Genomic DNA, 24,352 nt, shown 5'->3' with positions numbered 1-24,352 from the left:
TCCCTGTTTGGCTGCTGTCCTATGTATATGTGCGGAAAGGTAATGCTATACAGGCGGAAACAGGCAGAGGGGCGGGAAAATCGCCAGGGGAAGGCGGCTGCTAATTCCGTTATTTCGGCCGGCTTCAGGCAATCAGCGGACTCCTGCTAATGTGTATGATTTCACATAGTACAAGCCGGGGAAATGAAGCGAAAGCGCAGGTAAAATTGGGCGAATTAAGCAGCAAAAAAAACTTTACTCTCATCTATGTAACCGTTATACTTTATATATACGAAATTTGAAATGGAGTTTCAACAGATGAAACAAGGAGGCGCATATATGCCAAGCAAGGACCATTTTTCACTGTCCAAGAGCCTGAAATCAGGCGGCAAATTCTACCGCTACTATGATCTGAATTCCCTTGAACAACAAGGTGTGGGCGACATATCCTCCCTGCCCTTTTCCATCAAAGTGCTGCTGGAGGCTGCTGTCCGCCAGTATGACGGACGGGCAATCACAGAAGAGCATGTGAAGCAGCTGGCCGGATGGTCCGGCGGCATTGACCGCAACAAGGAAATTCCGTTTATCCCGGCGCGAATCGTGCTGCAGGATTTCACCGGTGTCCCGGTGGTAGTCGATCTGGCGGCTATGCGCGATACCGTCAAGAAGGCCGGCGGAGATCCGAAGAAGATCAATCCGCTCGTTCCGGTTGATCTTGTTATTGACCATTCCGTCATGGTTGATGCATTCGGCACAGCCGATGCACTTGAATATAATATGAATGTCGAATTTGAACGCAATGAGGAGCGCTACCGCTTCCTGCGCTGGGCGCAGACGGCATTCAACAACTTCCGCGCCGTTCCTCCGGCAACCGGAATCGTGCACCAGGTCAACCTGGAATACCTGGCTTCAGTAGCTGCCACCAAAACTGTTGACGGTGAGACTGTAGTCTATCCGGATTCCCTGGTCGGTACGGACTCCCACACTACCATGATCAACGGCCTCGGCGTTGTCGGATGGGGTGTCGGCGGGATTGAGGCAGAAGCAGGGATGCTGGGACAGCCGCTGTATTTTGTCACACCTGAGGTTGTAGGCTTCAAGCTTACCGGCAGTCTGATGGAAGGGGCTACGGCAACTGACCTTGCACTGACCGTTACCCAGATGCTCCGCAAGAAAGGCGTAGTCGGCAAGTTCGTCGAATTCTACGGCCCGGGTCTGGCTAACATCAGCCTGGCTGACCGCGCTACTGTCGCTAACATGGCGCCTGAATACGGGGCAACCATCGGCTTCTTCCCTGTAGACGAAGAAACGCTGGCCTACCTGCGCAGCACCGGCCGTCCGGATGAACTGGTTGAGCTGGTCAGTGATTACTATAAGGCACAGGGCATGTTCCGTACTGCCGACACCCCTGATCCGCAGTTCAGCGATGTGATCGAGCTTGATCTGGCATCTGTGGTTCCATCCCTGGCCGGACCTAAACGTCCGCAGGACCGTGTCGAGCTGTCGCACATGAAAGAGAATTTTGAAGGCATCATCCGCACACCTGTCGATAAAGGCGGCTACGGCCTCAGCGATGAGAAGATCGCCGAAGTGGTAGAAGTGCAGCACAAGAACGGAAGCACCAGCAAGATGGGCACCGGAGCCGTAGTTATTGCCGCAATCACCAGCTGTACGAACACTTCTAACCCAAGCGTAATGCTGGGTGCGGGGCTGCTGGCGAAGAAGGCTGTAGAACGCGGTCTGACCAAACCGGGTTATGTGAAAAGCAGCTTGACCCCGGGCTCCCTCGTCGTTACCGAATATCTGGAGAAGGCCGATCTGCTGAAGCCGCTGGAGGCACTCGGCTTCTATCTGGCCGGCTACGGCTGCGCGACCTGCATCGGCAACTCCGGCCCGCTGCCGGATGAAGTCAGCCAGGCTATCACTGACAATGATATGACGGTAGCCGCTGTAATATCCGGTAACCGTAACTTCGAAGGCCGCGTGCATGCCCAGGTCAAGGCCAACTATCTGGCTTCACCGCCGCTCGTTGTGGCTTATGCCCTGGCCGGCACGGTTAATATTGACCTGCAGACAGAACCGCTCGGCTACGACCCGCAGGGAGAGCCTGTGTTCCTGAAGGATATCTGGCCGACATCTGCCGAGATCCGCGAAGCCATCGGAGTCTCACTAAGTCCGGAAATGTTCCGCCGTAAATATGAGAATGTGTTCACCGCCAATGAACGCTGGAATGCTATCCCTGTACCTGAAGGCGAGCTGTATGAGTGGGATGACAACTCCACCTACATCCAGAATCCGCCGTTCTTCGAGAACCTTGCTGACGGCATCGGCGATATTAAGGACGTTACCAATGCACGCGTGCTGGCTCTGCTGGGCGATTCCGTCACAACAGACCATATCTCGCCGGCGGGCAACATCTCCACTTCCGGACCTGCCGGAGAATATCTGCGCAGTCACGGTGTGGAACGGGCTGACTTCAACTCCTACGGCTCACGCCGCGGGAATCACGAAGTGATGATGCGCGGCACATTCGCCAACATCCGGATCCGTAATGCAGTTGCTCCGGGAACAGAGGGCGGCGTGACCACCTTCCTGCCAAGCGAAGAAGTCATGTCCATCTACGATGCTTCCATGCTGTACCAGTCGGCCGGCCAGAATCTGGTCGTCATTGCCGGCAAGGAATACGGCACAGGCAGCTCGCGTGACTGGGCAGCCAAAGGCACATTGCTGCTGGGCGTCAAGGCGGTTATCGCCGAGAGCTTCGAGCGGATTCACCGCAGCAATCTGGTCGGCATGGGCGTACTGCCGCTGCAGTTCCAGGAAGGCCACGGCTGGAGCAGCATGGGGCTGACCGGACGCGAGACCTTCAATATTACCGGTCTCGACAACTATGTGCTTCCGGGTCAGGAGCTGACTGTTACAGCTACCCGCGAAGACGGTACACAGTTCGAGTTCCCGGTCATCGCGCGGCTGGACAGCACGGTGGATATTGACTACTACCGCAATGGAGGTATTCTGCAAACGGTACTCCGCCAGATGCTGGCTGACGCTACCGCTTCAGAAACAGCTCTGCCTGTAGAATAAACAGCTTGAATAATCCGGCCTGCCGGCCGGACCAGATAATAACAGCCCCCGCTGCTTCCTGAGGAAGCAGCGGGGGCTGTTTATTTATCGGACCTGTCAGATCTCAATCCGTTCCGAATTCAGGATACGTTTATAGATGAGGGCAATAATCTGTGAGCGGTCGGTCACATTCATTTTATTGAAGATACGGCTTAGATGGTTTTTGACGGTATGCTCACTGATAAACAGGGCGCCGGCAATCTCTTTGTTCGTCTTGCCGTGCACAATCAGCTCCAGCACCTCTTCCTCGCGCGGCGAGATGCCCCATTCCTCCTTCGGAAGCGTCAGCGCAGCACTGTCCAGCAGCCTTGATCCTGTAACCGCCCGCTTCTTAGGCCTGGAATAGGCACGGCTCTGCAGAAAGCGCTCAAACGATGAGCGCGGCTCATCTTCAACCGCCGTTGTCATGCTAGGCTCCGGACTGAAGCGGGAATAGTCGATCCATTTCAGCGGCGGTCCGGCAGGATGCTTGCGGTCTGCCTGTCCGCTCATATGGTGCAGGACCAGAGCCAAAAGCTGGACTGCCAGCGGCAGAACTGTCCGTTCCTGTGAACATTCGGGTAAGCGCAGCCGGTCCACCTGTTTCAGCAGTTCAAGCTCCTTTGCAAAAAATCCGTACTCTCCAAGAAGATCACTGCGGAAAGGAGCAAGCAGACAAGCGCGGCTCACCAGCTCTGCTTCAGCCTCCGGGCGCTCCAGATAGCGGGCAAAATCACGGGCCAGCTCTGAAGCATCCAGTGACAAATACTGGAGCGGAATATTGTTATTCTGCAGATATTCCCGGAAGCTCGCCAGGAATACCTCGGACTGCTTCCAGTATCTGCTGTCCTTCTCAATCAGACGGATGGCCCACCCGGCCAGTCCCGCCACCGTTTCCAGCTGTATTATCCATTGCTCGGCTTCCCTGCGCTGCCTGAAACCGACAGAGAGAACCCCTCTAAATTCATTACCGGCCAGCAGCGGGCACTCCAGCAGAATAAGTCCCCCCGCTGCTTCATGAATAATTGCAGAGGACAGAAAAGACTGCGGGGAATAGCGGGATTCCAGATCCCTTACATAATAATCACCGGATTCCGGCGTCCAGCCTCTTGCGTAGTATGTATGGGCGGCATGATCCCCGTTCTGGAAAAGCACCAGCACCGAAGACAGAGGAAAGGGCAGACCCGTCACCACATCCAGCAGCTGCTTCCCAAGCTCCTGTAGCGATCCGGCACGCTGGAGGTCCTCAGCTGCTTCCTTAAGGCGCAGTACCCCTTCCATGCCCAGCTGCTCCAGGACACCGCTAAAAGGCCGGCCGTTCCGCTCTTTCTGCGGTTTCAACACCCATCCGGCCAGCAGCTTACATATAATGCGGGCAAGCACCGAAATGCTTTTCCCGATTTCCGTTATCCGCTCCCCGCTGATTTCCGGCATAGCACGGAGAGTGGATATCAGCCGGCCGTAGGCAGGGTGCTTCTGCATCCTTGCTTCGAACACGGCCAGCACCTGCTCCTTGGTCCCCTGCTCCATATAGAGCCCAGACCATAAATAATAGACCCGGCCGTAACCTGCAGCGAGCGGAGTAACAGCATACTTTAATCCGGGAACCCATTCCATGACGGCAGGATCTTGTGAGTCCCCCAGCCGGTGCAGCAGCCGTTCACAGCCGCAGGAAGTGTCTTGCAGCGAATCCAGCATCTCCTTGAAAAGCGTACCGGGAGTTGCCGGAGAAGTAATGATGCAACCGTCCTTGTCGGTCAGCACGATAGCCTGATCCGCAGCAGCGCCGAACGTATCCTGCAGCTGCTGAATCTCTTCCATTAACGTGTCTGGTACTGCCGCAATCATAGAATCACCCCATGCCCGGAATTAACAAAGAACATATACATGCGCAAATCGCCACTTCCTACTTTCCTATATATAGCTTTTTATCATAGTCCATTTTGGGCGCAGATACAATTTTTCATCAATTATAAAAAAGAACGCCAGTGCTAAATCGGATAGATATTATACCCAATTGGCATATCACTCCGGTTTTGTCTGACGTTTACTTTCTATATACCCTAATTAAACGCTTCCCTAACGGAAATTCCGGCCCTGTAAAATAATTTACGGTTATCCGATCATAAGACCCATCTCCGCGGCACTTTCTGCAAGAATGACAGCATACTGCTGCAGCGTCTCCTGTGACAGCCTGCTGACGGGGCCTGAAAGGGACAGCGCCGCTGCAACCTTGCCGGTGCGCCCGACAATCGGAACAGCTACCGCAGCTGCCCCCGGCTCACGCTCCTCGAAGCTGGTCGCGTATCCGCGGCGTGTAATCTCTCTCAGCTGCTCCAGATAAAGACTGCGGTCGACGCTCTCCGGCCAGGAGGGATCAGCCAGCAGCCGCACCTGAATCTCAGATGGCGCATAGGCAGCCAGCACCTTGCTGGAAGCACCTACAGACAGCGGCAGACGGGCGCCGATCTGGGCTACACGCCGGATAGCCTGATGACTCTGGACGGCCTGGATCCGTACACGCTCCAGATCATCACGCAGGTACAGGCTGACGGTCTCTCCAAGCCGGTCACGCAGCCGCTCCATTGCCGGAAGCAGCAGCACCGCCGGCTCATCAAGGGTCGGCAGGTGGGTGGACAGCTCCCAGATCCGGATGCCAAGCCGGTATTTATCCGTCCCTTCATTACGCAGCAGAAATCCTTTTTCCTCAAGCGTCGTCAGCAGGCGGTGCACTGTGCTTTTATGCAGACTGATTTTCCCCGCAATCTCTGTAAGGCTCAAATCGCTCTCCTGGGTAAAGCACAGTAATATATCCAGCGCCCTTTCTACAGCGCGAACAGTCAGCTTCCGGTCCTCCACATTATTCTCCCCTTACCTGTTTCATTAAATGAAACCCGGTTACATTATTCTACATAGTCAACTCTATCTTAGAGCAAAAGTCCGGGGAAAGTCCAGCATAATTAAGGCACCGGAAAAGCCTGGGGCGCAGTTTACATTTACATTACAAAAGCGGCGAATTCATTGACTTTGCATGGCCTGGAACCTACGATTAAATATATGAATTATTATTTTAGGAGTGGACATTATGGATCTGGCAACTCTCCGTACCGGCCCGCCGGTCTCACACAAGCCTGATAAGCAGAAGCCGGATGCAGCACATCAGATTTCTCTGCGGATGATCCGTTTCAAGCATATTATTGTAGCCTTGCTGTTATCGGTCTTTTTCTTTTTTGTCTTCTGTTTTATTGCACTTCATGCCTATATCGCCTGGGTGCTGTCTAACCCGACAGTAGCCCCCCTCTATTCCACACCCATGATTGCCAAGGGGCTGGAATATGAGGATGTGAACTTCCCGGCACTCGACGGCAGCCGTACGATGCAGGGCTGGTACATCCCGTCTGAAGGCTCCACCAAGACAATCGTGTTCAGCCACGGCTACGGCGCGAACCGCGAGGAAACCTGGGTTCCCATGTATGATCTGGCCCATTATGCGCACAGCCTGAACTTTAATGTCGTCATGTTCGATTACGGCTTTGCCGCCCAGGTTAACAAGGATATTGCTACCGGCGGCAAAAAAGAGTCCCAGCAGCTGCTCGGTGCGATTAATTTCGCCAAAGAACGGGGGGCCCGGGAGATTGTCGTCTGGGGCTTCTCCATGGGTGCAGGCACTGCGCTTCAGGCCGGGCTTGTCACAGAAGACGTCGATGCCATGATTCTGGACAGCACGTTCCTGCTGGAGCCGGATACGCTTTATCATAATATCAAGCAGAATATTGACCTGCCCCGCCAGCCCTCCCTGGAAATTATGGAGCTTCTGTTCCCGGTGCTGAACGGTACGGGACTGAATCAGATTCCTTACAGCCAAGTCAAAAAGGAGGATTATCCGTTCCCGATCCTGTTCATGCACGGCACGAAGGATGATAAGGCGCCTTATCCGATTGCCGAGGAGCTGGCAGCCAATCAGAGCAATCCCTATTCCGATTCATGGATTATAGAGGACAGCCATCATGAGCTGCTGTTCCGCGAGCATCCCCGTGAATATCTGCGCCGTGTCTCCGCTTTCCTCGGCAATGTGCAGCTGGCGGAGTCGCAGGAGGGCAGCGGAATCAGGGCTGCAAGCAAATAAACAACCAGCACTTAAGAAAGCGTGCAGCGCCGTTATTATACCGGCCTGCACGCTTTTTTGGCGTCAGGCTGCCGGTTTTTCCGGAAAAAGCCCCCTACGGTGCAGACAAAGAATCCCCATCTGTTCTTGGAATCCTTCTCATATTCTCCTTTCACAGTTCATATAATGAACCGTTATTGAGCTAAGACAGGAGGTCTTCCAGCCATGCTGTATATATACGGGCCGCTGCTGCCTGTGCGTATTCTTGAGGAGATTATTGTCTGGAAAACCCAGGAGAAGGAGCATACCGGGGTTATCAAAGGAATTGTTCCCGCTCTGGAGGAGCCCTACCTTAAACTGCTGGAAGAGTGGGCTGTTGTTTTTGGCGCCGCAGAGCAGACTGCACGTAGGCTGCTCGAAGTCTCACTGGTTCCTGTCCCGGGCGGACACTCCGGGCTTGCTGACGATACCGGGCAGCTTGTTCACACCGCGTGCGGGCAGTCCCGCGAATTCATCCGCCAGCTGTACGCTCTGCGGGAGACCAGCCCGGCCGTTAAGGTCCAGCCTTTGGCCGGCATAGTGATTCTGCATATTATCCGCGAATCGGAGTACTTCCTTGCTGTACTGGGAACGCTCAGCGCTCCGGGACAAATCACTGGAATGATGCGGGAAGCGGCTATAGACCAGCCCGAGCAGCAAGATCCGGTATACTGGCCTGAGACCCGGGAGGTTCCCGGACTGGAGGCCCTCGGAGCCTCCTTGCCGGAGCTGCATGAGCCGGGCTCGGTCCCGGTCGGCGGCCATACTCTTCCGCCGCTTCCCTACTCCTATAATGCGCTGGAGCCTTACATTGACGAGAAGACGATGATTATTCACCATGATAAACACCACCAGAGCTATGTAGACGGGCTGAACAAGGCGGAGCTCAAGCTGGCTGAGGCCCGCAAGAGCGGCGATTTCGAGCTGGTTAAGCACTGGGAGCGGGAGCTTGCCTTTAATGGGGCAGGACATTATCTTCACACCATTTTCTGGAATGTCATGTCTCCGCAGGGCGGGGGACGGCCGACAGGAGCCTTGCTGGATGCCATAGAACGCAGCTTCGGCAGCTACGACGCCTTCAAGAGCCAGTTTACTGAGGCGGCCAACAAGGTGGAAGGCGGCGGCTGGGCCCTCCTGGTCTGGAGCCCGCGCAGCCGCAGGCTGGAGATACTGACCGCTGAGAAGCACCAGAATCTGTCACAGTGGGATGTCGTACCTCTGTTGGTGCTGGACGTCTGGGAGCATGCCTATTACCTTAAACACCAGAATAACCGGGCTGATTATATAAAAGACTGGTGGAAGGTGGTCAACTGGCCGTATGTATCCCAGCGTTACGCGGCCGCACGCAAGCTGATGTGGCAGCCTTTTTAACCCGGAAAGCACAGCTGGCCGCTCCTGCCGCACGGCAGAACTAAAAAAATCCCGTCCATCACCGGAGTGCTGGACGGGATTTGCATATATTCGGAGAGGCTTACAGCCTGCTCCGTTCTATTCTTTGATTAAGGCCAGGAATTCTGCGCGGGCTGCAGCATCTTCACGGAAGCTGCCTCTGGTCGCCATGGTCACCGTCTTGCTGCCGGGCTTCTTCACCCCGCGGGCGCACATGCACAGATGCTCTCCCTCTACCACAACCATCACGCCGTGCGGACTCAGCACCTCTGCCATAATATCAGCAATTTGTGCTGTGATACGCTCCTGTACCTGCAGGCGCCGGCTCACTGCTTCCACCAGTCTGGCCAGCTTGCTAAGCCCGGCAATCCGCCCGCTCGGCACGTAGCCGATATGCACCTTGCCGAAGAAAGGGGCCATGTGATGCTCGCACTGGCTGTAATAGACGATATCTTTTACAATAACCAGCTCTTCATGAGACTCATCAAATGTAACGCCGAGCGCCTCGCGGGGATCTATTGAATAACCGCCAAAGATCTCCTCGTACATCCGCGTGACGCGCGCCGGCGTTTCCAGCAACCCTTCACGGCCGGTGTCTTCACCGATTAACTCCAATATTTTCGCAACGTGGTACTCGATCTGCTCACGGTTCACAGATACCTTACCGTTCACATATTCCTTGATGCCCCCCATGAAGCCTCCCCCTTTCGTCCCCGTATCTATAATTATTTATAACGAGAACCTATTATCTGCCTTTGCGGCCCGGTTTCTGTCTGGCTGCCGGAGCAGGCCGTCCCGGCTGTCCGCCGTTATTCTTCAGCATCTGCTGGGCACGCTGCATTTGTTTGCCGTTAAGGTTGTAGCCCATTTGCTTAGCCACTTTCTGAAGCATTTCAGGATCATTCTGCATCGTTGACATTTGTCTGCGCAGATAGAATACACCAATAGCAAATCCGCCAATCAGACCTACGACAAGCGTAATAATAGGTAATGCAATATCCATCTTAAGTCCACCTTTGTGCTCAATTGTCTGCATACCCGCCAAGGGCACGCGATTCTATCATAGCATTTCAACATCTGCACAGCAATTGGAAAATCCCTTAAATTAAAAGAGATAAATTCCTGCTCCATCCCGGGCTGATTCCCCTGCCTCCAGCTCCAGCAGACGGCTCTTAATCCCCAGTCCTCCGGCATAGCCCACAAGCGCACCGGCTGCACCAATGACACGGTGACAGGGAACAATCACAGGAACCGGATTGCGGTTGTTCGCACCGCCGACTGCCCGGACTGCCTTTACATTCCCTACTGCCTGCGCGATTTCCTTGTAGGAAGCAGATGCGCCGTAAGGGATGTTGCGCAGTGCTGCCCATACCTGCAGCTGAAACGGTGTTCCGCGCATATCAAGCGGCAGAGCGAAGTCCCGGCGGCGCCCTTCAAAATACTCCGTAAGCTGAAGTCTCACCCCGGCAAGCTGCTCCTCCCCCGGCAGCAGCTCCACGCGGCCAAGCTGTGCAGCGAGCCATTTCTCCGCTTGCTCGCGCGTCTCTTCAAACGGGCCGAATTCAATCAGGCACAGCCCCTGTTCTGTTGCACACAGAGTCAAAGGGCCGATCAGCGATTCCATCGCGCTGTAGTATACCGCTTCTGCTCCTGCACCATGCTTATTCATTGCCTGCATCCCCCTGCTTCAGCAGTCTGCTGTGTGCCCGGTCCAGCATTTCCCGCACTACGTCGTCCTCTTCACGCTGAAGCGCCTGCTCTACAGCCGCCAGCGCCTCAGCGCCGCCGATTTTGCCCAAAGCCCAGGCCGCCGTACCGCGCATCTCCGGACGGGTCTCCTTAAGGACGATCTCCGTCAGCCTCGGTACTGCAGCCGCCTCCTTGAAATTGCCCAGCGCAATAACCGCATTACGCTGAATCGGCTTCTTGCCGCGCCAGGCTGCTGAGCTCAGGCCGAATCTCTCCTTGAACTCACGGTTGCTTAAGTCAAGAATCGGCAGCAGCAGCGGCTTGACCACCTCCGGATCAGGCTGCAGCTCCGGCCGGTGGTTCCAGTTCTTGCCCCGGTTCTTGGGGCAGACAATCTGGCAGGTATCGCAGCCGTACAGCCGGTTCCCGATCTTCGTCATATATTCCTCACTCAGGAAGCCCTTGGTCTGTGTAAGGAAAGAAATACAGGCCTGCGCATTCAGCTGGCCCGGACCGACGAGCGCTCCTGTAGGACAGGCATCAATACACTTCGTGCAGTCTCCGCAGCCGTCCTCAACCGGCTTATCCGGAGGAAACGGAATATTCGTCACCATCTCTCCCAGGTAGATCCATGACCCCCATTCCGGGGATATAATCGCACAGTTTTTGCCGCTGAAGCCGATGCCGGCCCGCTCCGCCACCGCACGGTCTACCAGAACACCGGTATCGACCATGCTCTCAAGCAACGCATCCGGTACGCGTTCAAGAATAAAGGCTTCAAGCTTAGCCAGCGCTTCACGGAGGACCAGATGATAGTCACGTCCCCAGGAGGCCCGGGCAAGAATGCCCCGGCGCTCCCCCGGCTCCGATTTTGGCGGATTCACCATTTTGGAGGGATAAGCTACAGATATGGCAATAATGGACATAGCCGTACCGTCCTTCAGCGCCGGTACCGTCCGCTTATCCAGATCCTGCTCCTCAAAGCCGGACTCATAGCCTTTATCCCGGTGATCCTGAAGAATGTTCTTCAAATATAAAAAGGGCTCAGCCGTAGTGAACCCGACATCATCAATGCCTAGCTGCGGGGCAGCCTCTTTAATGTCAGCCTTCAGCTGCTCCCACCTGGAAGCCGGCGGGGCATACGCTGATTGGGCCTTGATATTCATTTCCGCCTTCTCCTTCTGCTCTGTATTTGCTCATAAATAAACTTCATTCTTGCCGGATCCGCCGCTTATAGAGCATTAAGTTTGGACAGAGGCCACCAGATATACATGGCCTTTCCGACGATGAAGGACTGCGGCACAGCCCCGAAATAACGGCTGTCCTTGCTCGCGCCGGCATGGCGGTTATCCCCCATCACAAAGTAGGTTCCGGCTTCAACCGTCAATGCCTCAAAATCCGAATCCTGCACAGCTGTATCTACATAAGGCTCATCAGCCAATACGCCGTTGACATAAAGCTGATGCTCTTTCACTTCTATTACATCACCCGGTACGCCGATTACGCGTTTAACCAGATATTCCTTGCGGTCCGGTCCCAGACTCGGATCATGAAGCACAACAACATCCCCCCGCCCCGGGTCAGCAAAGCTTAAGGTTATTTTGTTGATAATCAGCTTCTCACCCTCATACAGCGTGGGCTGCATAGACTGTCCGATTACGGTTGAGACATTGAATACAAACAGATTAAGCAGCGACATGATTACAAATACAATTGCAGCAGTGAACATCCAGTCCCGCAATTCCCGTGCCCATTTATGTGCCGGCCCTCTTCTGGAGCCGTTATGGGTAACCGAGCGGTATCTTTGTTTGCGGCTGCGCATGAATGCTTTTTCCGGTACACCGTTCATATGCCACCTTCTTGCTCTGATAATTATTAAGGCGACGCCGCTTGTGCTTTGGCCCATAACAATAGAAAAGCATATCTCCCGGCCATTTGCAACGACAACGGGGAGATATGCTTTAGTATAATGGAACAGACTATGCAAATCGTCATAGTTCTCTATTCTAGTAAATGTTTCCGCTTACGTATACCGGAAGAAATAATTCTTAACCGACAATGCTAAGCTTACGTACGGATTTGAAAATCTGATTCTCGTTATAGCCCATAGCTTCATACAGCGGCAAAGCAAACGAGTTGTGCTCGTCAACGGCTACAAAGATGCCGCTAACCTTACGGGCCTGGAATCTGTTCTCCATCGCCGATACCAGACTTCTGCCGATTCCTCTGCGGCGGTATTCGGGATGAATGGCAATACGGAAATAACAGCCGTGATTCTTTTCAATCGTACCGATCAGTGCACCGACAATCTCACCATCTTCTTCAGCAACTACAATGAGATCGGAATCCCAGGAAAGCTGCCTGGAGAAAGGCTCCATCGTGCTCTCAAAACATTCTTCCGATAATGCGTTCTGCAGCAATTCAGTCACAGGGGTAACGTCGCTTAATTGAAAGGAACGAACGTGCATTCTTTAAATCTCCCTTTTCTATGGCTTGGATTTTACAAAAAGAAGGAGTTCCCGCAACAGTAGACAAAGAAAAAAAGCATGGAAAAACGAATGGATGCTATCTCGAAGAAGTCGCCGAATCCATCATGACATTGGAAGCTTTTCTCGTGGTCAAAGAAGTATTAACCGTATGTAAACGGCTGATAGCATCTTCAATGTTCAAAAACCGAGGATTACCTGCTTTTAACTCTATTAAAGCACACTTTTCTGGCGATATCACCATTTTTCTTTAGAAAGCGCTTTATATCAAACGCTTTCATTGAACAACTTTACACATTTACATGTTTAAGGTAATTTTAAGCGAATAAAGTTTCTTTTCCGGGAGATTCTAAACTTTTAACATAGCCTTAACATAGCCGGTAAGTTAATCGGGCCTCACACTTTCTAAACATAAATGTTTGTTTAATGTTGCATTCTTGTTCCAGATACGGTTTAATAATAGTATCTTATTGGTTACATACCCTATAGGGCACATTGGAAATAAGGGGTTTTGACGTCAAGACCGCCAAAATTCTTTATCTATACAAATTCTCATAAACTCAGGAGGGATTTTTCCATGGCATTTCAATTACCGGCACTTCCTTACCCGAACAACGCACTTGAACCACACATCGACGCTTTGACGATGGAAATTCACCATGACAGACACCACAACACTTATGTGACGAACCTGAACGCTGCTCTGGAAAAGGCGCCTGAACTGCAGGACAAGAGCATCGAAGAGCTGCTCACTGACCTGAACGCAGTACCTGAAGCTATCCGCACTGCTGTCCGCAACAACGGCGGCGGCCATGCTAACCACACGCTGTTCTGGGAAGTTATCGGACCTAACGGCGGCGGCGCTCCGGCTGGCGCACTTGCGGCAGCTATCGACAGCGAGCTCGGCGGCTTGGACAAGTTCAAAGAAGATTTTGCTGCGGCGGCAACTACCCGTTTCGGCAGCGGCTGGGCTTGGCTCGTTGTTAAAGACGGCAAGCTGGCTGTAACAAGCACACCTAACCAGGACAATCCAATCAGCGAAGGTGCTACACCAATCCTTGGTCTGGATGTATGGGAGCATGCTTACTACCTGAACTACCAGAACAAACGCCCTGATTACATCAAAGCGTTCTGGAACGTAGTGAACTGGGAAGAAGTCGGCAAACGCTACGAAAGCGCAAAATAAGACTCCTGCCGCCTAAGCGGACAGGGTGAACATAACGGATACTGCCCCCGGGCGGTATCCGTTTTTGTGTGTTGCGGACTGGGCGGGGGCTTTGAACATGGGCTGGATGGAGGCTGGATCGAGGCTGATTGCGGGCTCTGAACGTGGCCGGACGGGGCTGATTGCGGACTCTGAACGTGGCCGGACGGAGGCTGGGTGCGTACGCTTTGCTTTAAGTGTAGAATGTGCAACTAAAACCCCCGTTTTTGGCCATATCTGCCGCTTAGCTGCACTCTGTGCAATTAAAAAACGGGCATTGCTGATTTTCAGCTGTTTCAGGCTGATTTAGCTGTACAAACTGCAGCTATACGGTGAAAAGGCTGAGATACGCAGGTTTTAAGTGTAGAGAGTGCAGCTAAATTGATTAGCTAGTTATAGAGTGCAGCTGCTGAGGCGCATTAGCCAGGCTGCAGCCCGCCTCCGTAATTCTGTAAGAAAAACAGCCTTGCCATATTGCCGGCAAGGCTGTTTCTTGCGGTGCAGCTACACCTGCTCCTTCTCCGCCTCATCGAAGTAGCTGTTGAGCAGCTTGAGAAAGACGTTCGGGAAGGCGTAGTCCGCCATGTCCTCACGGCAGATCCAGCGCACCGCGCCGGCGTCCTCCGGATGGTCCCCATCCGCGAAGGGCTCCGCCGGCAGCAGCCCGGCGGCCGGCTCAGCCGCCGCCGTCCCATAGGACGCCCGCGCTTCTGCCGCCAGCGGCAGAGCAAGGCCGTCCTCTTCCCTGCAGATGTACACCTGCAGGGTCCACACAATATGGCTGAACGTATGCTCCGCAGCCGTCCAGTGCCCCTCAGGCCGGGCGAAGATCCCGGCCTGACGCAGGGACCGGCGCAGCCGGTCCAGCGCTGCCGCTTCCGGCAGCAGCGCCCCGGTGGCGCCGCCCGCAGCAGGCGGCGCAGGCCAGTGCGGCAGCTCCCACATGCGGGCTAACAGCCCGCTCTGTGGCCGCTGCCGGATCAGCACCTTACCGGCATGCTCACCGCTGCCGGTGATGAGAGCCGCCAGCCGCTCCTCCGGACGCGGCGGCTTGGCCTTGGTCTTGACGGGCAGCGAGGTCTCGCAGCCCGCCAGGCGCGCCGCGCAGTGCTCCATCACCGGGCAGATGAGGCAGCGCGGGGATTTCGGCGTGCAGATCAGCGCGCCCAGCTCCATCAGCGCCTGATTGAAATGCGAAGCCTCCCCCTCCGGGATCAGCTCAGCCGCCAGACGCTCCATCTTCACCCGGGTGGGCACCTTAGCGATGTCATCCTCCAGCAGGAAATAGCGGGATAACACCCGCATCACATTGCCGTCCACCGCCGGTTCAGGCCGGTTGAAGGCGATGCTGAGGATCGCACCAGCCGTATAAGGGCCGACACCCTTCAGGCTGAAGACAGCATCGCGGTCGTTAGGGACCTCCCCGCCGTACTGGTCCTTAACCTGCTTTGCCGCATGCTGCAGGTTCCGCGCACGTGAATAGTAGCCCAGCCCCTCCCAGCATTTCAGCACATCTTCCTCCGGCGCATCCGCAAGTGACTCCACGGTCGGAAACCGCTCGATGAACCGGTTGAAATAAGGAATGACCGTATCCACTCTTGTCTGCTGCAGCATAATCTCCGATATCCAGATATAATACGGATTGCGGTGGCGCCGCCACGGCAGATTCCGCTTCTGCACCTTATACCACTCCAGCAGATTTGTACTAAAAAACAACTTAACCTGCTGCTCCTGCTCTTGTTGTTTATCCGTTGTCATTCTTTTGCTCCTTGCCTGTAAATTCTCTTCCTCAGGGAAGTGCTCTGCAGCACTTAACGTTCTCTTGCCCTGACCGCAACTCTCTCACTGCTATCCGCATCCAGCACAGCCTGTCTCAGCCTCGCCGCTCCACAACCGCAAAGGTTGAAGCCAGCTCCTGGCTGTGGGTTATAGTAAGATGGATAATATGCTCTTCCCCGTTCAGCCCCAGCCTGAACCAGGCCTGCTCTGAAAGTGTCACGGACGGTTTGCCGGAGGCATCGGGCAGAATCTCAATATCCTGAAAGCCCGCTACGCTGCCGATTCCGCAGCCCAGCGCCTTAACCACCGCCTCCTTCGCAGCAAACCGGCCCGAGGCGAATTCAGGCAGTCTGCCTGCCCGTCCGTCCGCCAGCTCAAGCTCAGACGGAGTAAGGATACGCCTGATGAACTTGCTGCCGGATGCCTTAGATAATATATCCTTCATGCGCCGGATCTCCAGCACATCATGTCCAATTCCATAAATCACAATTCCACACTCCTTATAAAAGTGCCGCCTGATAATGCTTAGTCTTCAATCCCCGGTCTTCTATCTGCTGTCTTTCAATGAACGCTTTATTAATGGTATTATCTTCATATACATTCTTGGTATTCTGGAATCATTATAGTCCGGGATTTATTATCTGTCATATTATCTCTGAACCAAAGAGAGGGGATTCACCCGATGAACCGTAACTTCCAATTGCCCGCTGGTGAGGATGCCGTACTGCGCTGCTCCCATTTCCCGGCCCGCACCAAGGCCACGAGCCTGATAGTCATTGCACACGGCTATAAAGGATTCAAGGATTGGGGAATGTTCCCCTACCTCGCCGCCGAGCTGAGCCGTGACCATGAAGTCATCTCTTTTAACTTCTCCCACAGCGGAATCGGTGAGGACCCGCAGAATTTCACCGAGCTGGAGAAGTTCGCCCGCAATACTTACAGCAGGGAAATCAGGGATCTGGAGATCCTGCTCTCCTATCTCAGCCAGCATCATAAATTCGGGGCGCTCCCCCTGTTCCTGCTGGGACACAGCCGCGGAGCCGGGGACAGTCTGCTCTATGCGCTGGACCATCCGGATGAAATTGCCGGAGTCATCTCCTGGAACGGGATCACCGACCTTGATCTGTTCACGGAGGAGCAGAAGCACGAGATGAGAACGGCAGGCCGCAGCCATGTGCTTAACGGCCGTACCGGCCAGCAGATGCCGCTGGATGCTGTAATTCTTGAGGATCTGGAACGCCAGGCCGAACGTTATAATATTCTTGAACGGATGAAGACTGCCCGCTTCCCTGCCATCCTGATTCAGGGAACAGAAGACAGCGCGCGGCTGCGGAAGGGCTCTGAGCAGCTAACCGGGCTCCGTCCCGATATCCGCTGGGTTCAGATTGAAGGCGGAGACCATACCTTTTGCACGGTTCATCCCTTTGCCGGGACAACCCCGCAGCTGGAGCAGGCTATCATCGCTTCTGACGCCTTCATCCATGAGACACTGGAGAGCCGGCGCAGCCCCCTTTAAACTGCACAGCAAAACCGCCGGAGAGACGGTACTGGTACACTCCGGCGGTTTTTTCTGACCAAATGAATCTTACCCTCTGCTATATCCCCGGGATAACATTGCGTTTATGCGCTGTTCTTTTGTAATAACGCTCCAGCTTCTCTGCAGCCTCCGGACTGACCCGCTTACCTTCCAGATAGTCACTGTTCTCATCATACGTTAAACCAAGCTCGGTTTCATCCGTTTGGCCGGGCCACAGACCCGCTGTCGGCGCCTTGGTCACAACCTCATCCGGCACTCCCAGATAGACGGCAAGCTGGCGGACCTGACGTTTGTTAAGCGTACTCAGCGGCGTGATATCAACCGCACCGTCCCCCCACTTGGTATAGAAGCCGGTAATCGCCTCAGAGGCATGATCCGTCCCCACTACCAGCAGGTTATTCTCAAAAGCAAGCGCATACTGCATCACCATCCGCGTTCTGGCCTTCACATTCCCTTTGCCCTGGTGCGTGATGTGGCGGTGCTGTCCCAGCGCCTTAAGGCTGTGCTCCACTTCGAGTGCAATCTCATTAACAGCTTCCTCGATATTGGTTTCGACCTTATGGGTAAGCCCGAAAGCCTCCGCTACCGCATAGCTGTGCTCAATATCCTCCTGTTCACCATAGGGCTGGAACACACCAAGTGTGATATATTCCTTGCCTTCCCCGGCAGACAGCTCGTCCGTTGCCCGTTTGCATAGCCCTGCTGCCACAGCGCTGTCAACGCCGCCGCTAATCGCAATCAGCAGACCCTGTGCGCCGGCCTGGCGGATATAAGCTTTCAAAAAATCCACCCGTTTCTGCACCTCTGCTTCCACATCAATGGCCGGCTTGACACCAAGGGCAGCAATAATCTCTTCTTGCAGGCTCATAACCATTCCTCCGTTTCTGCATATCCTTCTATTCGAAAAAAAATCCCGCAGAGCCGGGCTTCGGCTGCCGCGAGATTCCTCTGAACCATTACCCGTAATTTACTGGCAATAACGGTCAAATACTTCTTTCAGCTCAGCAGCAATTTCACTTGCCGAACGGTCCTCAACACCATGCCGTTCAATGAAATGTACGAGCTCCCCGTCCTTCATCAAGGCGATGGAAGGTGAAGAAGGCGGATATGGGGCAAAGTATTCACGTGCTTTGGCAGTTGCTTCCTTCTCCTGGCCTGCGAACACCGTAAACAGGTGATCCGGGAGCAGCTCGTTCTGCAGAGCCTGAGCTACGCCGGGACGGCACTGGCCGGCTGCACAGCCGCAGACGGAATTAACAACAACAAGCGCGGTACCCTTTGAAGATGGAAGGGCAGCCTCTACTTCTTCCGGAGTCAGCAGTTCCTGGAACCCGATACCTGTTAGATCGTCGCGCATAGGCTGAATTGAATCACGCATATATTGATTAAATGACATGGACATTCTCAAGCACTCTCCTTTGCCTTTTACAGCGGTTGAATTAGGCTGCATAACCGCAGCAATCACTAACTTTATTATACATACATACCCTGTGAAAGCAAGGAATGCCGGCGGACTCTCCCTCACCCTGCAAGGTTTTCTTCAGAGGCTTCATAAGGTATGGCTATTGTAAAAGCAGACCCTTCCCCCACTGCCGAATCTACCCTGATGGTCCCGTTATGACGCTCGACAATACTTAAGCACAGCGGCAGCCCGAGGCCCGTCCCCTGGCTCTTGGTAGTAAAGAAGGGAGTAAACAGGTCGGCAAGCTTATCCTGTGCGATTCCGCTGCCGGTATCCCTGATTGTCAGCTCAACAGTACAGCTGTTAACCCGGGTCTCCAGTGTGAGTATGCCTTTGGCATCCATCGCCTCCATCGCATTACGGGACAGGTTCAGGATAAGCTGCTTGATCTCCCGGACATTCAGCTTCAGCAGCGGCAGCGCAGGACATCTGCTCAGCTCCACACTCTGGCCGCGCAGATTGGCATCTGCCCAGAGCAGCGGAGACAGCTCTTCTATTATATGATGGAGCTGCACCACCTCTTTATCGGAGACCCGGCTCTGGGCCAGAGACAGAAAATCATTGATGATTCCGTTGGCCCGGTCCAGCTCGTCCATGACAATCTGGTAATAGGAATCAAGCTCTCCCGGGCTTTTCTCACGCATCAGCTGCAGAAAGCCGCGGACTACCGCCATCGGATTACGAATCTCATGCGTGATGCCGGCTGCCATCTGGCCTACCAGCGTCAGACGTTCCACATGGTCCAGCTCCGTCCGGATTTTTTCCTCCTCCGTAACGTCCTGGACAATCATAACCACCCCGTCCGGGTAGCCCGCTCCCTGCTGAACCGGGGCTGTATAAATCTGATAGGTGTATTGTTCGCAGGTGATCTTGGCGTTGGAGCGCTGCTTGTTATAAAAAACAGCCTGCAGCTGCGTAAAGGTCTGCTTGTCCACAATGTCAGCGAACAGCACCGCAGCCGGCCGGGAAAAAATTTTTTCCCTTGTATAGTCAGGGTAATGCCGGCGGATCAGCTTCAGCATAAATTCATTAAGCTCTGTGATATACCCGCGTTCATTCATGGACATAATATTAAGCTGGACAATATCGGTGACCTGCTCCATTTTTTTGGATTCCCACATAAACCGCTCCGATAGGCCCTTCATTTTCTCTTTAACCTGAACCTTATCCCATGCCGTCTCGATCAAAAAGACCAGCAGGCCGCCGATCAGCACTGTGATGAACAGGTATAACGTAAGGAGCGCAACTTGGGTGCTTACGGTCTGCGCCTCCCGGATTGTTCTCATATTGGGAAGCATGACAACAAAAAACATGTACGGGAACAGTACAGCAGACAGCAGCATAACCTTTTCCATCCACTTCGCCTGCTTAAACGGACGCGCTAACCCGAACAGCAGCGGATAGAGCAGGATACCGGAATTAATGATGATGGCACTCAGCCCCGGCGGCTCTGAGAATAAAACCGTGCAGAGCAGAAAGTAAGCGCAAAGACTCAGCCCCGAACGGAAAGAGGCGTACAGGATTCCGATGAAAGCGGGCAGCACCGCCATATTTAAATAGACCCCTCCGGCCAGTGTGGATGACAGGATCGTGCAGGCGGCAATGCTGAGCGCACAGCCGATTACAAGAAAGGACAGATCATCCGGGAGACGCCGGTTTCTGCGGGTTAAGTGTCCCTTGTCCAGCCACCATTGAAACAAAAACAAAAAGGAGCAGGCTGCCGATATTTGCAATAGAATATCCTTTATTTCGTTATTAATTGCAATCACTCCCTGAGTTAGACAAAATACCCTTTCCCATTTAGATTAAAGCATAGCCCGGGTTTTCTTACAACGACATTCCCCCCTGGAACAAGGCGCTGCATCAAACCGGCGGTCATGGTAAAATTAAAGCAATCAAACAGTTTGGGAGTTAATTAAATGAGATACGATGTGATTATAATCGGCGGAGGCTCCGCCGGGCTGATGGCCGGTATTGCCGCAAGCAGCAAGGGCGGAAAAGTGCTTTTACTGGAAAAAGGGGACAAGCTCGGGCGGAAGCTGGGGATCTCCGGGGGCGGCAGATGTAATGTAACCAATAACAAAGAGATCGATGAGCTGATCAAGTATATTCCGGGAAACGGCCGTTTTCTGTACAGCGCTTTTTCCCAGTTCAATAATAAGGATATCATCGCGTTTTTCGAGAATCTGGGCATCCGGCTGAAGGAAGAGGACAATGGACGGATGTTTCCGGTCAGCGACAAAGCAAAAACGGTGGTGGATACCCTGGTCAAACAGGTGCGCGGGCAGGGAGTCGAGATCCGGCTGCATGCTCCGGTGCGCGAACTCCTTTATAACGAGGATAGGGTGGAAGGGGTCCGTCTGCACAGCGGCGAGGTTATCAGGGCCCGCAATGTCATCGTTGCGTCCGGCGGCAAATCCGTACCTCAGACCGGCTCAACCGGGGACGGCTACCCTTGGGCTGAGCAGGCCGGCCACACCATTACGGAGCTTTTCCCGACCGAGGTACCGCTTACCTCCAATGAACCTTTTATTCAGAGCAAAGAATTGCAGGGTCTCTCTTTAAGAGAGGTATCCCTTTCCGTCTGGAACCCCAAAGGCAAGAAGCTTATTGAGCATCAGGGGGACATGCTGTTCACCCATTTCGGTATTTCCGGGCCGATTGCCCTGCGCTGCAGCCAGTTTGTCGTTAAGGCGCTGAAACAGTTCGGCACCGGTAACATTGAAGTCTCGATCGATTTTTTGCCGGGCAAGAGCAGAGAAGAGGTATACAGCGAGACTCTGAAGCTTGCAGAGCAGGAATCCAAAAAATCGGTCAAAAATGTGCTGAAGGGTTATCTGCCTGAACGTATTATTCCGATCCTGCTGCAGAAAGCGGGCCTGCCCGAGACGCTTACCTACGATAACATTCCTAAGCAGGACTGGCAGCAGTTCGCCCAGCTGATCAAGCGCTTTCCGATCAGAGTGTACGGCACTTTATCGATTGAGGAAGCCTTTGTTACAGGCGGAGGCATTAACCTCAAGGAGGTTGATCCCAAAACAATGCAGTCGAAGCTGATGGAGGGACTCTATTTCTGCGGGGAGATTCTTGATATTCACGGTTATACCGGAGGCTATAATATTACAGCAGCCTTCTCTACAGGCTATATGGCCGGGGAAAATGCCGCTTCACGGCCTGAATAAAGGAATTCTTCTCTATGGAAGCCAAAAAGCGTTGCCCCCGGATGTGCGGGGGCAACGCTTTTTCATCAGGAATCTTAATGCTCCGTCAGGCGGATGGTCGTGTAAATCCGGGCGATGAATGTTCCGATGCCGTAGCCAAGCGGTGCAAACAGCAGCAGCCCCCACCAGCCGTACAGCGGAACACATACTGCTGCAGAGCATAACACCGTATAGGGAACAGCCATGATCTGCATAGCCTTCGCTCCGGCCTCAGCTTTTTGCACCTTGCTGAAAGGCAAAATGCCAATGTAATCATCTCCGGCAAAGAGCAGCCAGAAGGAGCTTAGCCAGTAGCACATTAAAAGCGCCAGAACAGCTAACAGGATCCACTTTAAAAAGGCCGGAGAAATAAGGAGTGCAGTCATGGATACGCCTGTGAACGATAAGTACAGCTTCAGATGAGCAGGATTGCGGACAAGCGCCTTCAACCCCGCCGCAGCGAACCGGCCCTCCGGGCGTTTTGAGGACAGCAGCGGCTGTGACCTGCGGAAGATCCATGGCTTGTACCTGGTAGGACGCGGTTTATCCAGTACGCCGCGGAGCAGCAGGCCGGCGATTCTCATCCGCTGCTTATAGTCTTCACGCACATCGCTGAGAAAGGTTCCCCGCAGCCGGAGACGGTAACGTAGAGCCCAGGCGGTTACTCCTGCGTATACAGCGGCGGCAGCCAGCAGCAGCAGGGGGCTGTTCTGCCACTGCGAAGCCAGCCATACATACAGCCCGGACGGCACCGTAACGGCCGGAAGCAGCCACAGCCAGCGGCGGAAGCCCTGACGCTGCACCCTGACGATATGCCCCAGCAGCTTGATGCTCCAGCCGGCAGTGACACTCAGCAGCAGCAGCGCTCCGGCTGCTGCCGGGCTGAGCCCGTAGCCGCGGATGATAAAGGGCAGCAGAACGGCATACACAGCGGCTATTTTGAGCGCAGTCACGGTCAGGCTGTAGATTGTTCCGCGCAGCAGGATACTTCCTATCCAGTTCTGCCGCTGTCTGAGGAATAACAGATCACCTTCCTGCAGCAGCAGGACCATTCCGCCGGTCAGCAGCAGGATTGCCAGTACAAGCAGAATGAACAGGAATGGAATTACCGACACCCAGCCAGGCATCTCTCCTGACCAGTAGCCGTAATAGAAACGGCCGCCGAGCAGGCCGCCCGGGATGATTAAGTAGAGCAGGACTGTCCAGTCCACTGCTGTCCGGATAATGGCTGTCTGCTCGCGCCAATGTGAGAACAGCCGCCGCCGGAACAGCCGCGGCCCGGTAGGGAAAGCGTAGCCGGCACCTGCCGCACGCCCCCCCTGAGCCTTAGCAGCCTTACGCTCCTGCCCCCTCATGTCAACTCGTCGAAGCAATCAAACAACGACCCCTCCGGCAGATCTGCAATGTCGCGGATTTCCTCCAGCGTCCCTGATGCCGCTATTTCACCGCCGGAGATCAGTACAAAGCTGTCGCAGATTTTCTCCGCCGTATCCAGAACATGCGTTGACATAAGCACCCCTGCCCCCCGCTGGCGCTCCGCCTCCAGCAGCCGCAGGAAATCCTTAGTTGCCCGGGGGTCCAGCCCGATAAACGGCTCGTCCACGATATATACGTCAGGCTGAACAAGAAAGCCCAGCATCAGCATCATCTTTTGCTTCATGCCTTTGGAGAATCCCGCCGGAAGATCATCGCGCACATGGCCCATTCCGAATTGTACCAGCAGCTTCTCTGCTGCCGGTTCAAACTGCTCATACGGCAGGCCGTAGGCCGCAGCAGCCAGATCCAAATGCTCCCAGAGTGTCAGATCCTCATAGAACACCGGCTGCTCAGGGACATAAGCATACGATTTATTCTCCCCGCCGATCGTCACTTTGGCTTTAGCGTGCTTGAGCAGGCCAAGCAGTGTCTTGATCGTCGTGCTTTTACCGGCACCGTTCGGGCCGATCAGACCAAGCAGTTCCCCCCGGCGGACCTGAAAGGAAATATCGGAAATCCGTTTATCCCCCGCCTCGTAGCCTGCCTCCTCAATATCTACATCCAGGACGATCTCCCGCTCTTCCCCAATCTCTTGTAACTCTTCCATACCGCTCTCCATCTCCTAATGTTAAATACAACGTTATCCCGGATGTTCCGGGCTTTCTACCATTATACGTACAACGGCGGAGACACATCAAATATTACTTGAGGGCTGCCGTCCGGAGCCAAAAATCCGCTCCTGCCGGGGACAAATCGCGAAAATGACACTCTTTTGCCCAAAAAAGTGTCACCGTCAAAAAATTGTTTGATTTTTAATAATTAAAAGTGTGCTCATTGTGACAAATCACATGTTCTTGATCTAATGTTTGACGTATTGTAAGGGTATCTTAAATTTCACTTGCAGA

At 54.0% G+C, this 24,352-nt stretch carries 19 protein-coding genes and 1 pseudogene; 6 read left to right on the top strand and 14 right to left on the bottom strand.

Going from position 1 to position 24,352, the window contains the following annotated elements; translation table 11 throughout:
* Positions 1–318: 318 nt before the first annotated feature.
* Entirely contained in the window at positions 319–3,063 is a 2,745-nt protein-coding gene (gene acnA, locus R70331_RS02620; protein ID WP_042172624.1) for an aconitate hydratase AcnA, read from the top strand.
* A 96-nt stretch (positions 3,064–3,159) separates the two neighbouring features.
* On the opposite strand, the gene R70331_RS32270 is transcribed toward acnA, so the two are convergent.
* Entirely contained in the window at positions 3,160–4,929 is a 1,770-nt protein-coding gene (locus tag R70331_RS32270) for a response regulator transcription factor (protein ID WP_052418889.1), read from the bottom strand.
* Between the two features lie 267 nt (positions 4,930–5,196).
* Complete coding sequence (locus R70331_RS02610) at positions 5,197–5,940, bottom strand: IclR family transcriptional regulator (protein ID WP_042172623.1); 744 nt, start codon at positions 5,938–5,940, stop codon at positions 5,197–5,199.
* A gap of 226 nt (positions 5,941–6,166) precedes the next feature.
* Between R70331_RS02610 and R70331_RS02605 the strand changes: the two genes are divergently transcribed.
* Both R70331_RS02605 and R70331_RS02600 read left to right on the top strand, forming a co-directional pair.
* Positions 6,167–7,207 carry an alpha/beta hydrolase gene (locus tag R70331_RS02605; RefSeq protein WP_042172622.1) on the top strand — a complete coding sequence of 347 codons (1,041 nt, stop codon included), beginning with the start codon at positions 6,167–6,169 and terminating at the stop codon, positions 7,205–7,207.
* Positions 7,208–7,411: 204 nt separating this feature from the next.
* The gene (locus tag R70331_RS02600; protein WP_042172620.1) at positions 7,412–8,596 is read left to right on the top strand and encodes a Fe-Mn family superoxide dismutase; all 1,185 of its coding nucleotides are present in this window, start codon (positions 7,412–7,414) and stop codon (positions 8,594–8,596) included.
* A gap of 117 nt (positions 8,597–8,713) precedes the next feature.
* On the opposite strand, the gene folE is transcribed toward R70331_RS02600, so the two are convergent.
* The 5 genes and pseudogenes from folE to R70331_RS02570 all read right to left on the bottom strand — a co-directional run bounded on the left by folE (position 8,714) and on the right by R70331_RS02570 (position 12,771).
* A complete protein-coding gene (folE, locus tag R70331_RS02595) occupies positions 8,714–9,307 on the bottom strand; it encodes a GTP cyclohydrolase I FolE (protein WP_039869558.1) in 594 nt (197 codons plus the stop codon).
* A gap of 52 nt (positions 9,308–9,359) precedes the next feature.
* Positions 9,360–9,617: a YneF family protein gene (locus R70331_RS02590; protein ID WP_042172618.1), complete on the bottom strand. Its 258-nt coding sequence runs from the start codon at positions 9,615–9,617 to the stop codon at positions 9,360–9,362.
* Positions 9,618–9,719: 102 nt separating this feature from the next.
* Positions 9,720–11,469: pseudogene (gene queG, locus R70331_RS02580) on the bottom strand (tRNA epoxyqueuosine(34) reductase QueG).
* A gap of 65 nt (positions 11,470–11,534) precedes the next feature.
* Entirely contained in the window at positions 11,535–12,152 is a 618-nt protein-coding gene (gene lepB / locus R70331_RS02575) for a signal peptidase I (protein WP_081947439.1), read from the bottom strand.
* Positions 12,153–12,351: 199 nt separating this feature from the next.
* Complete coding sequence (locus R70331_RS02570; RefSeq protein ID WP_042172613.1) at positions 12,352–12,771, bottom strand: GNAT family N-acetyltransferase; 420 nt, start codon at positions 12,769–12,771, stop codon at positions 12,352–12,354.
* A gap of 595 nt (positions 12,772–13,366) precedes the next feature.
* On the opposite strand from R70331_RS02570, the gene R70331_RS02560 reads away from it, so the two are divergent.
* Complete coding sequence (locus R70331_RS02560) at positions 13,367–13,975, top strand: superoxide dismutase (protein WP_042172609.1); 609 nt, start codon at positions 13,367–13,369, stop codon at positions 13,973–13,975.
* A 522-nt stretch (positions 13,976–14,497) separates the two neighbouring features.
* On the opposite strand, the gene mutY is transcribed toward R70331_RS02560, so the two are convergent.
* Both mutY and acpS read right to left on the bottom strand, forming a co-directional pair.
* On the bottom strand, positions 14,498–15,751 hold the full coding sequence (mutY, locus tag R70331_RS02550; protein WP_042172605.1) for an A/G-specific adenine glycosylase: 1,254 nt from the start codon (positions 15,749–15,751) through the stop codon (positions 14,498–14,500).
* Between the two features lie 115 nt (positions 15,752–15,866).
* On the bottom strand, positions 15,867–16,259 hold the full coding sequence (acpS, locus tag R70331_RS02545) for a holo-ACP synthase (protein WP_042172603.1): 393 nt from the start codon (positions 16,257–16,259) through the stop codon (positions 15,867–15,869).
* A gap of 195 nt (positions 16,260–16,454) precedes the next feature.
* Between acpS and R70331_RS02540 the strand changes: the two genes are divergently transcribed.
* Entirely contained in the window at positions 16,455–17,288 is an 834-nt protein-coding gene (locus R70331_RS02540) for an alpha/beta hydrolase family protein (RefSeq protein WP_042172601.1), read from the top strand.
* A gap of 79 nt (positions 17,289–17,367) precedes the next feature.
* Here the strand turns inward: R70331_RS02540 and nadE are convergent, their stop codons facing one another.
* From nadE to R70331_RS02525, 3 genes are all read right to left on the bottom strand, one after another.
* Positions 17,368–18,177, bottom strand: a complete 810-nt coding sequence (gene nadE / locus R70331_RS02535; RefSeq protein WP_042172599.1) for an NAD(+) synthase — start codon at positions 18,175–18,177, stop codon at positions 17,368–17,370.
* Positions 18,178–18,276: 99 nt separating this feature from the next.
* Complete coding sequence (locus tag R70331_RS02530) at positions 18,277–18,711, bottom strand: BrxA/BrxB family bacilliredoxin (protein WP_042172598.1); 435 nt, start codon at positions 18,709–18,711, stop codon at positions 18,277–18,279.
* Positions 18,712–18,830: 119 nt separating this feature from the next.
* On the bottom strand, positions 18,831–20,504 hold the full coding sequence (locus R70331_RS02525) for a two-component system sensor histidine kinase NtrB (protein ID WP_052418888.1): 1,674 nt from the start codon (positions 20,502–20,504) through the stop codon (positions 18,831–18,833).
* Between the two features lie 186 nt (positions 20,505–20,690).
* Here R70331_RS02525 and R70331_RS02520 point away from each other — a divergent pair, with 186 nt between their 5' ends.
* On the top strand, positions 20,691–21,953 hold the full coding sequence (locus R70331_RS02520; protein ID WP_042172597.1) for a BaiN/RdsA family NAD(P)/FAD-dependent oxidoreductase: 1,263 nt from the start codon (positions 20,691–20,693) through the stop codon (positions 21,951–21,953).
* Between the two features lie 74 nt (positions 21,954–22,027).
* On the opposite strand, the gene R70331_RS02515 is transcribed toward R70331_RS02520, so the two are convergent.
* The gene (locus R70331_RS02515) at positions 22,028–23,344 is read right to left on the bottom strand and encodes an ABC transporter permease (RefSeq protein ID WP_156131066.1); all 1,317 of its coding nucleotides are present in this window, start codon (positions 23,342–23,344) and stop codon (positions 22,028–22,030) included.
* Entirely contained in the window at positions 23,323–24,054 is a 732-nt protein-coding gene (locus tag R70331_RS02510) for an ABC transporter ATP-binding protein (RefSeq protein ID WP_042172594.1), read from the bottom strand. Before R70331_RS02510 ends, R70331_RS02515 begins: the two co-directional genes overlap by 22 nt.
* Positions 24,055–24,352: the final 298 nt, after the last annotated feature.

This window comes from Paenibacillus sp. FSL R7-0331, from assembly GCF_000758645.1.
GTDB classification, from domain to species: domain Bacteria; phylum Bacillota; class Bacilli; order Paenibacillales; family Paenibacillaceae; genus Paenibacillus_AQ; species Paenibacillus_AQ camerounensis.
The sequence above is the reverse complement of the archived record's forward strand: the minus strand, read 5'-3'. Positions and strand labels throughout refer to the sequence as shown.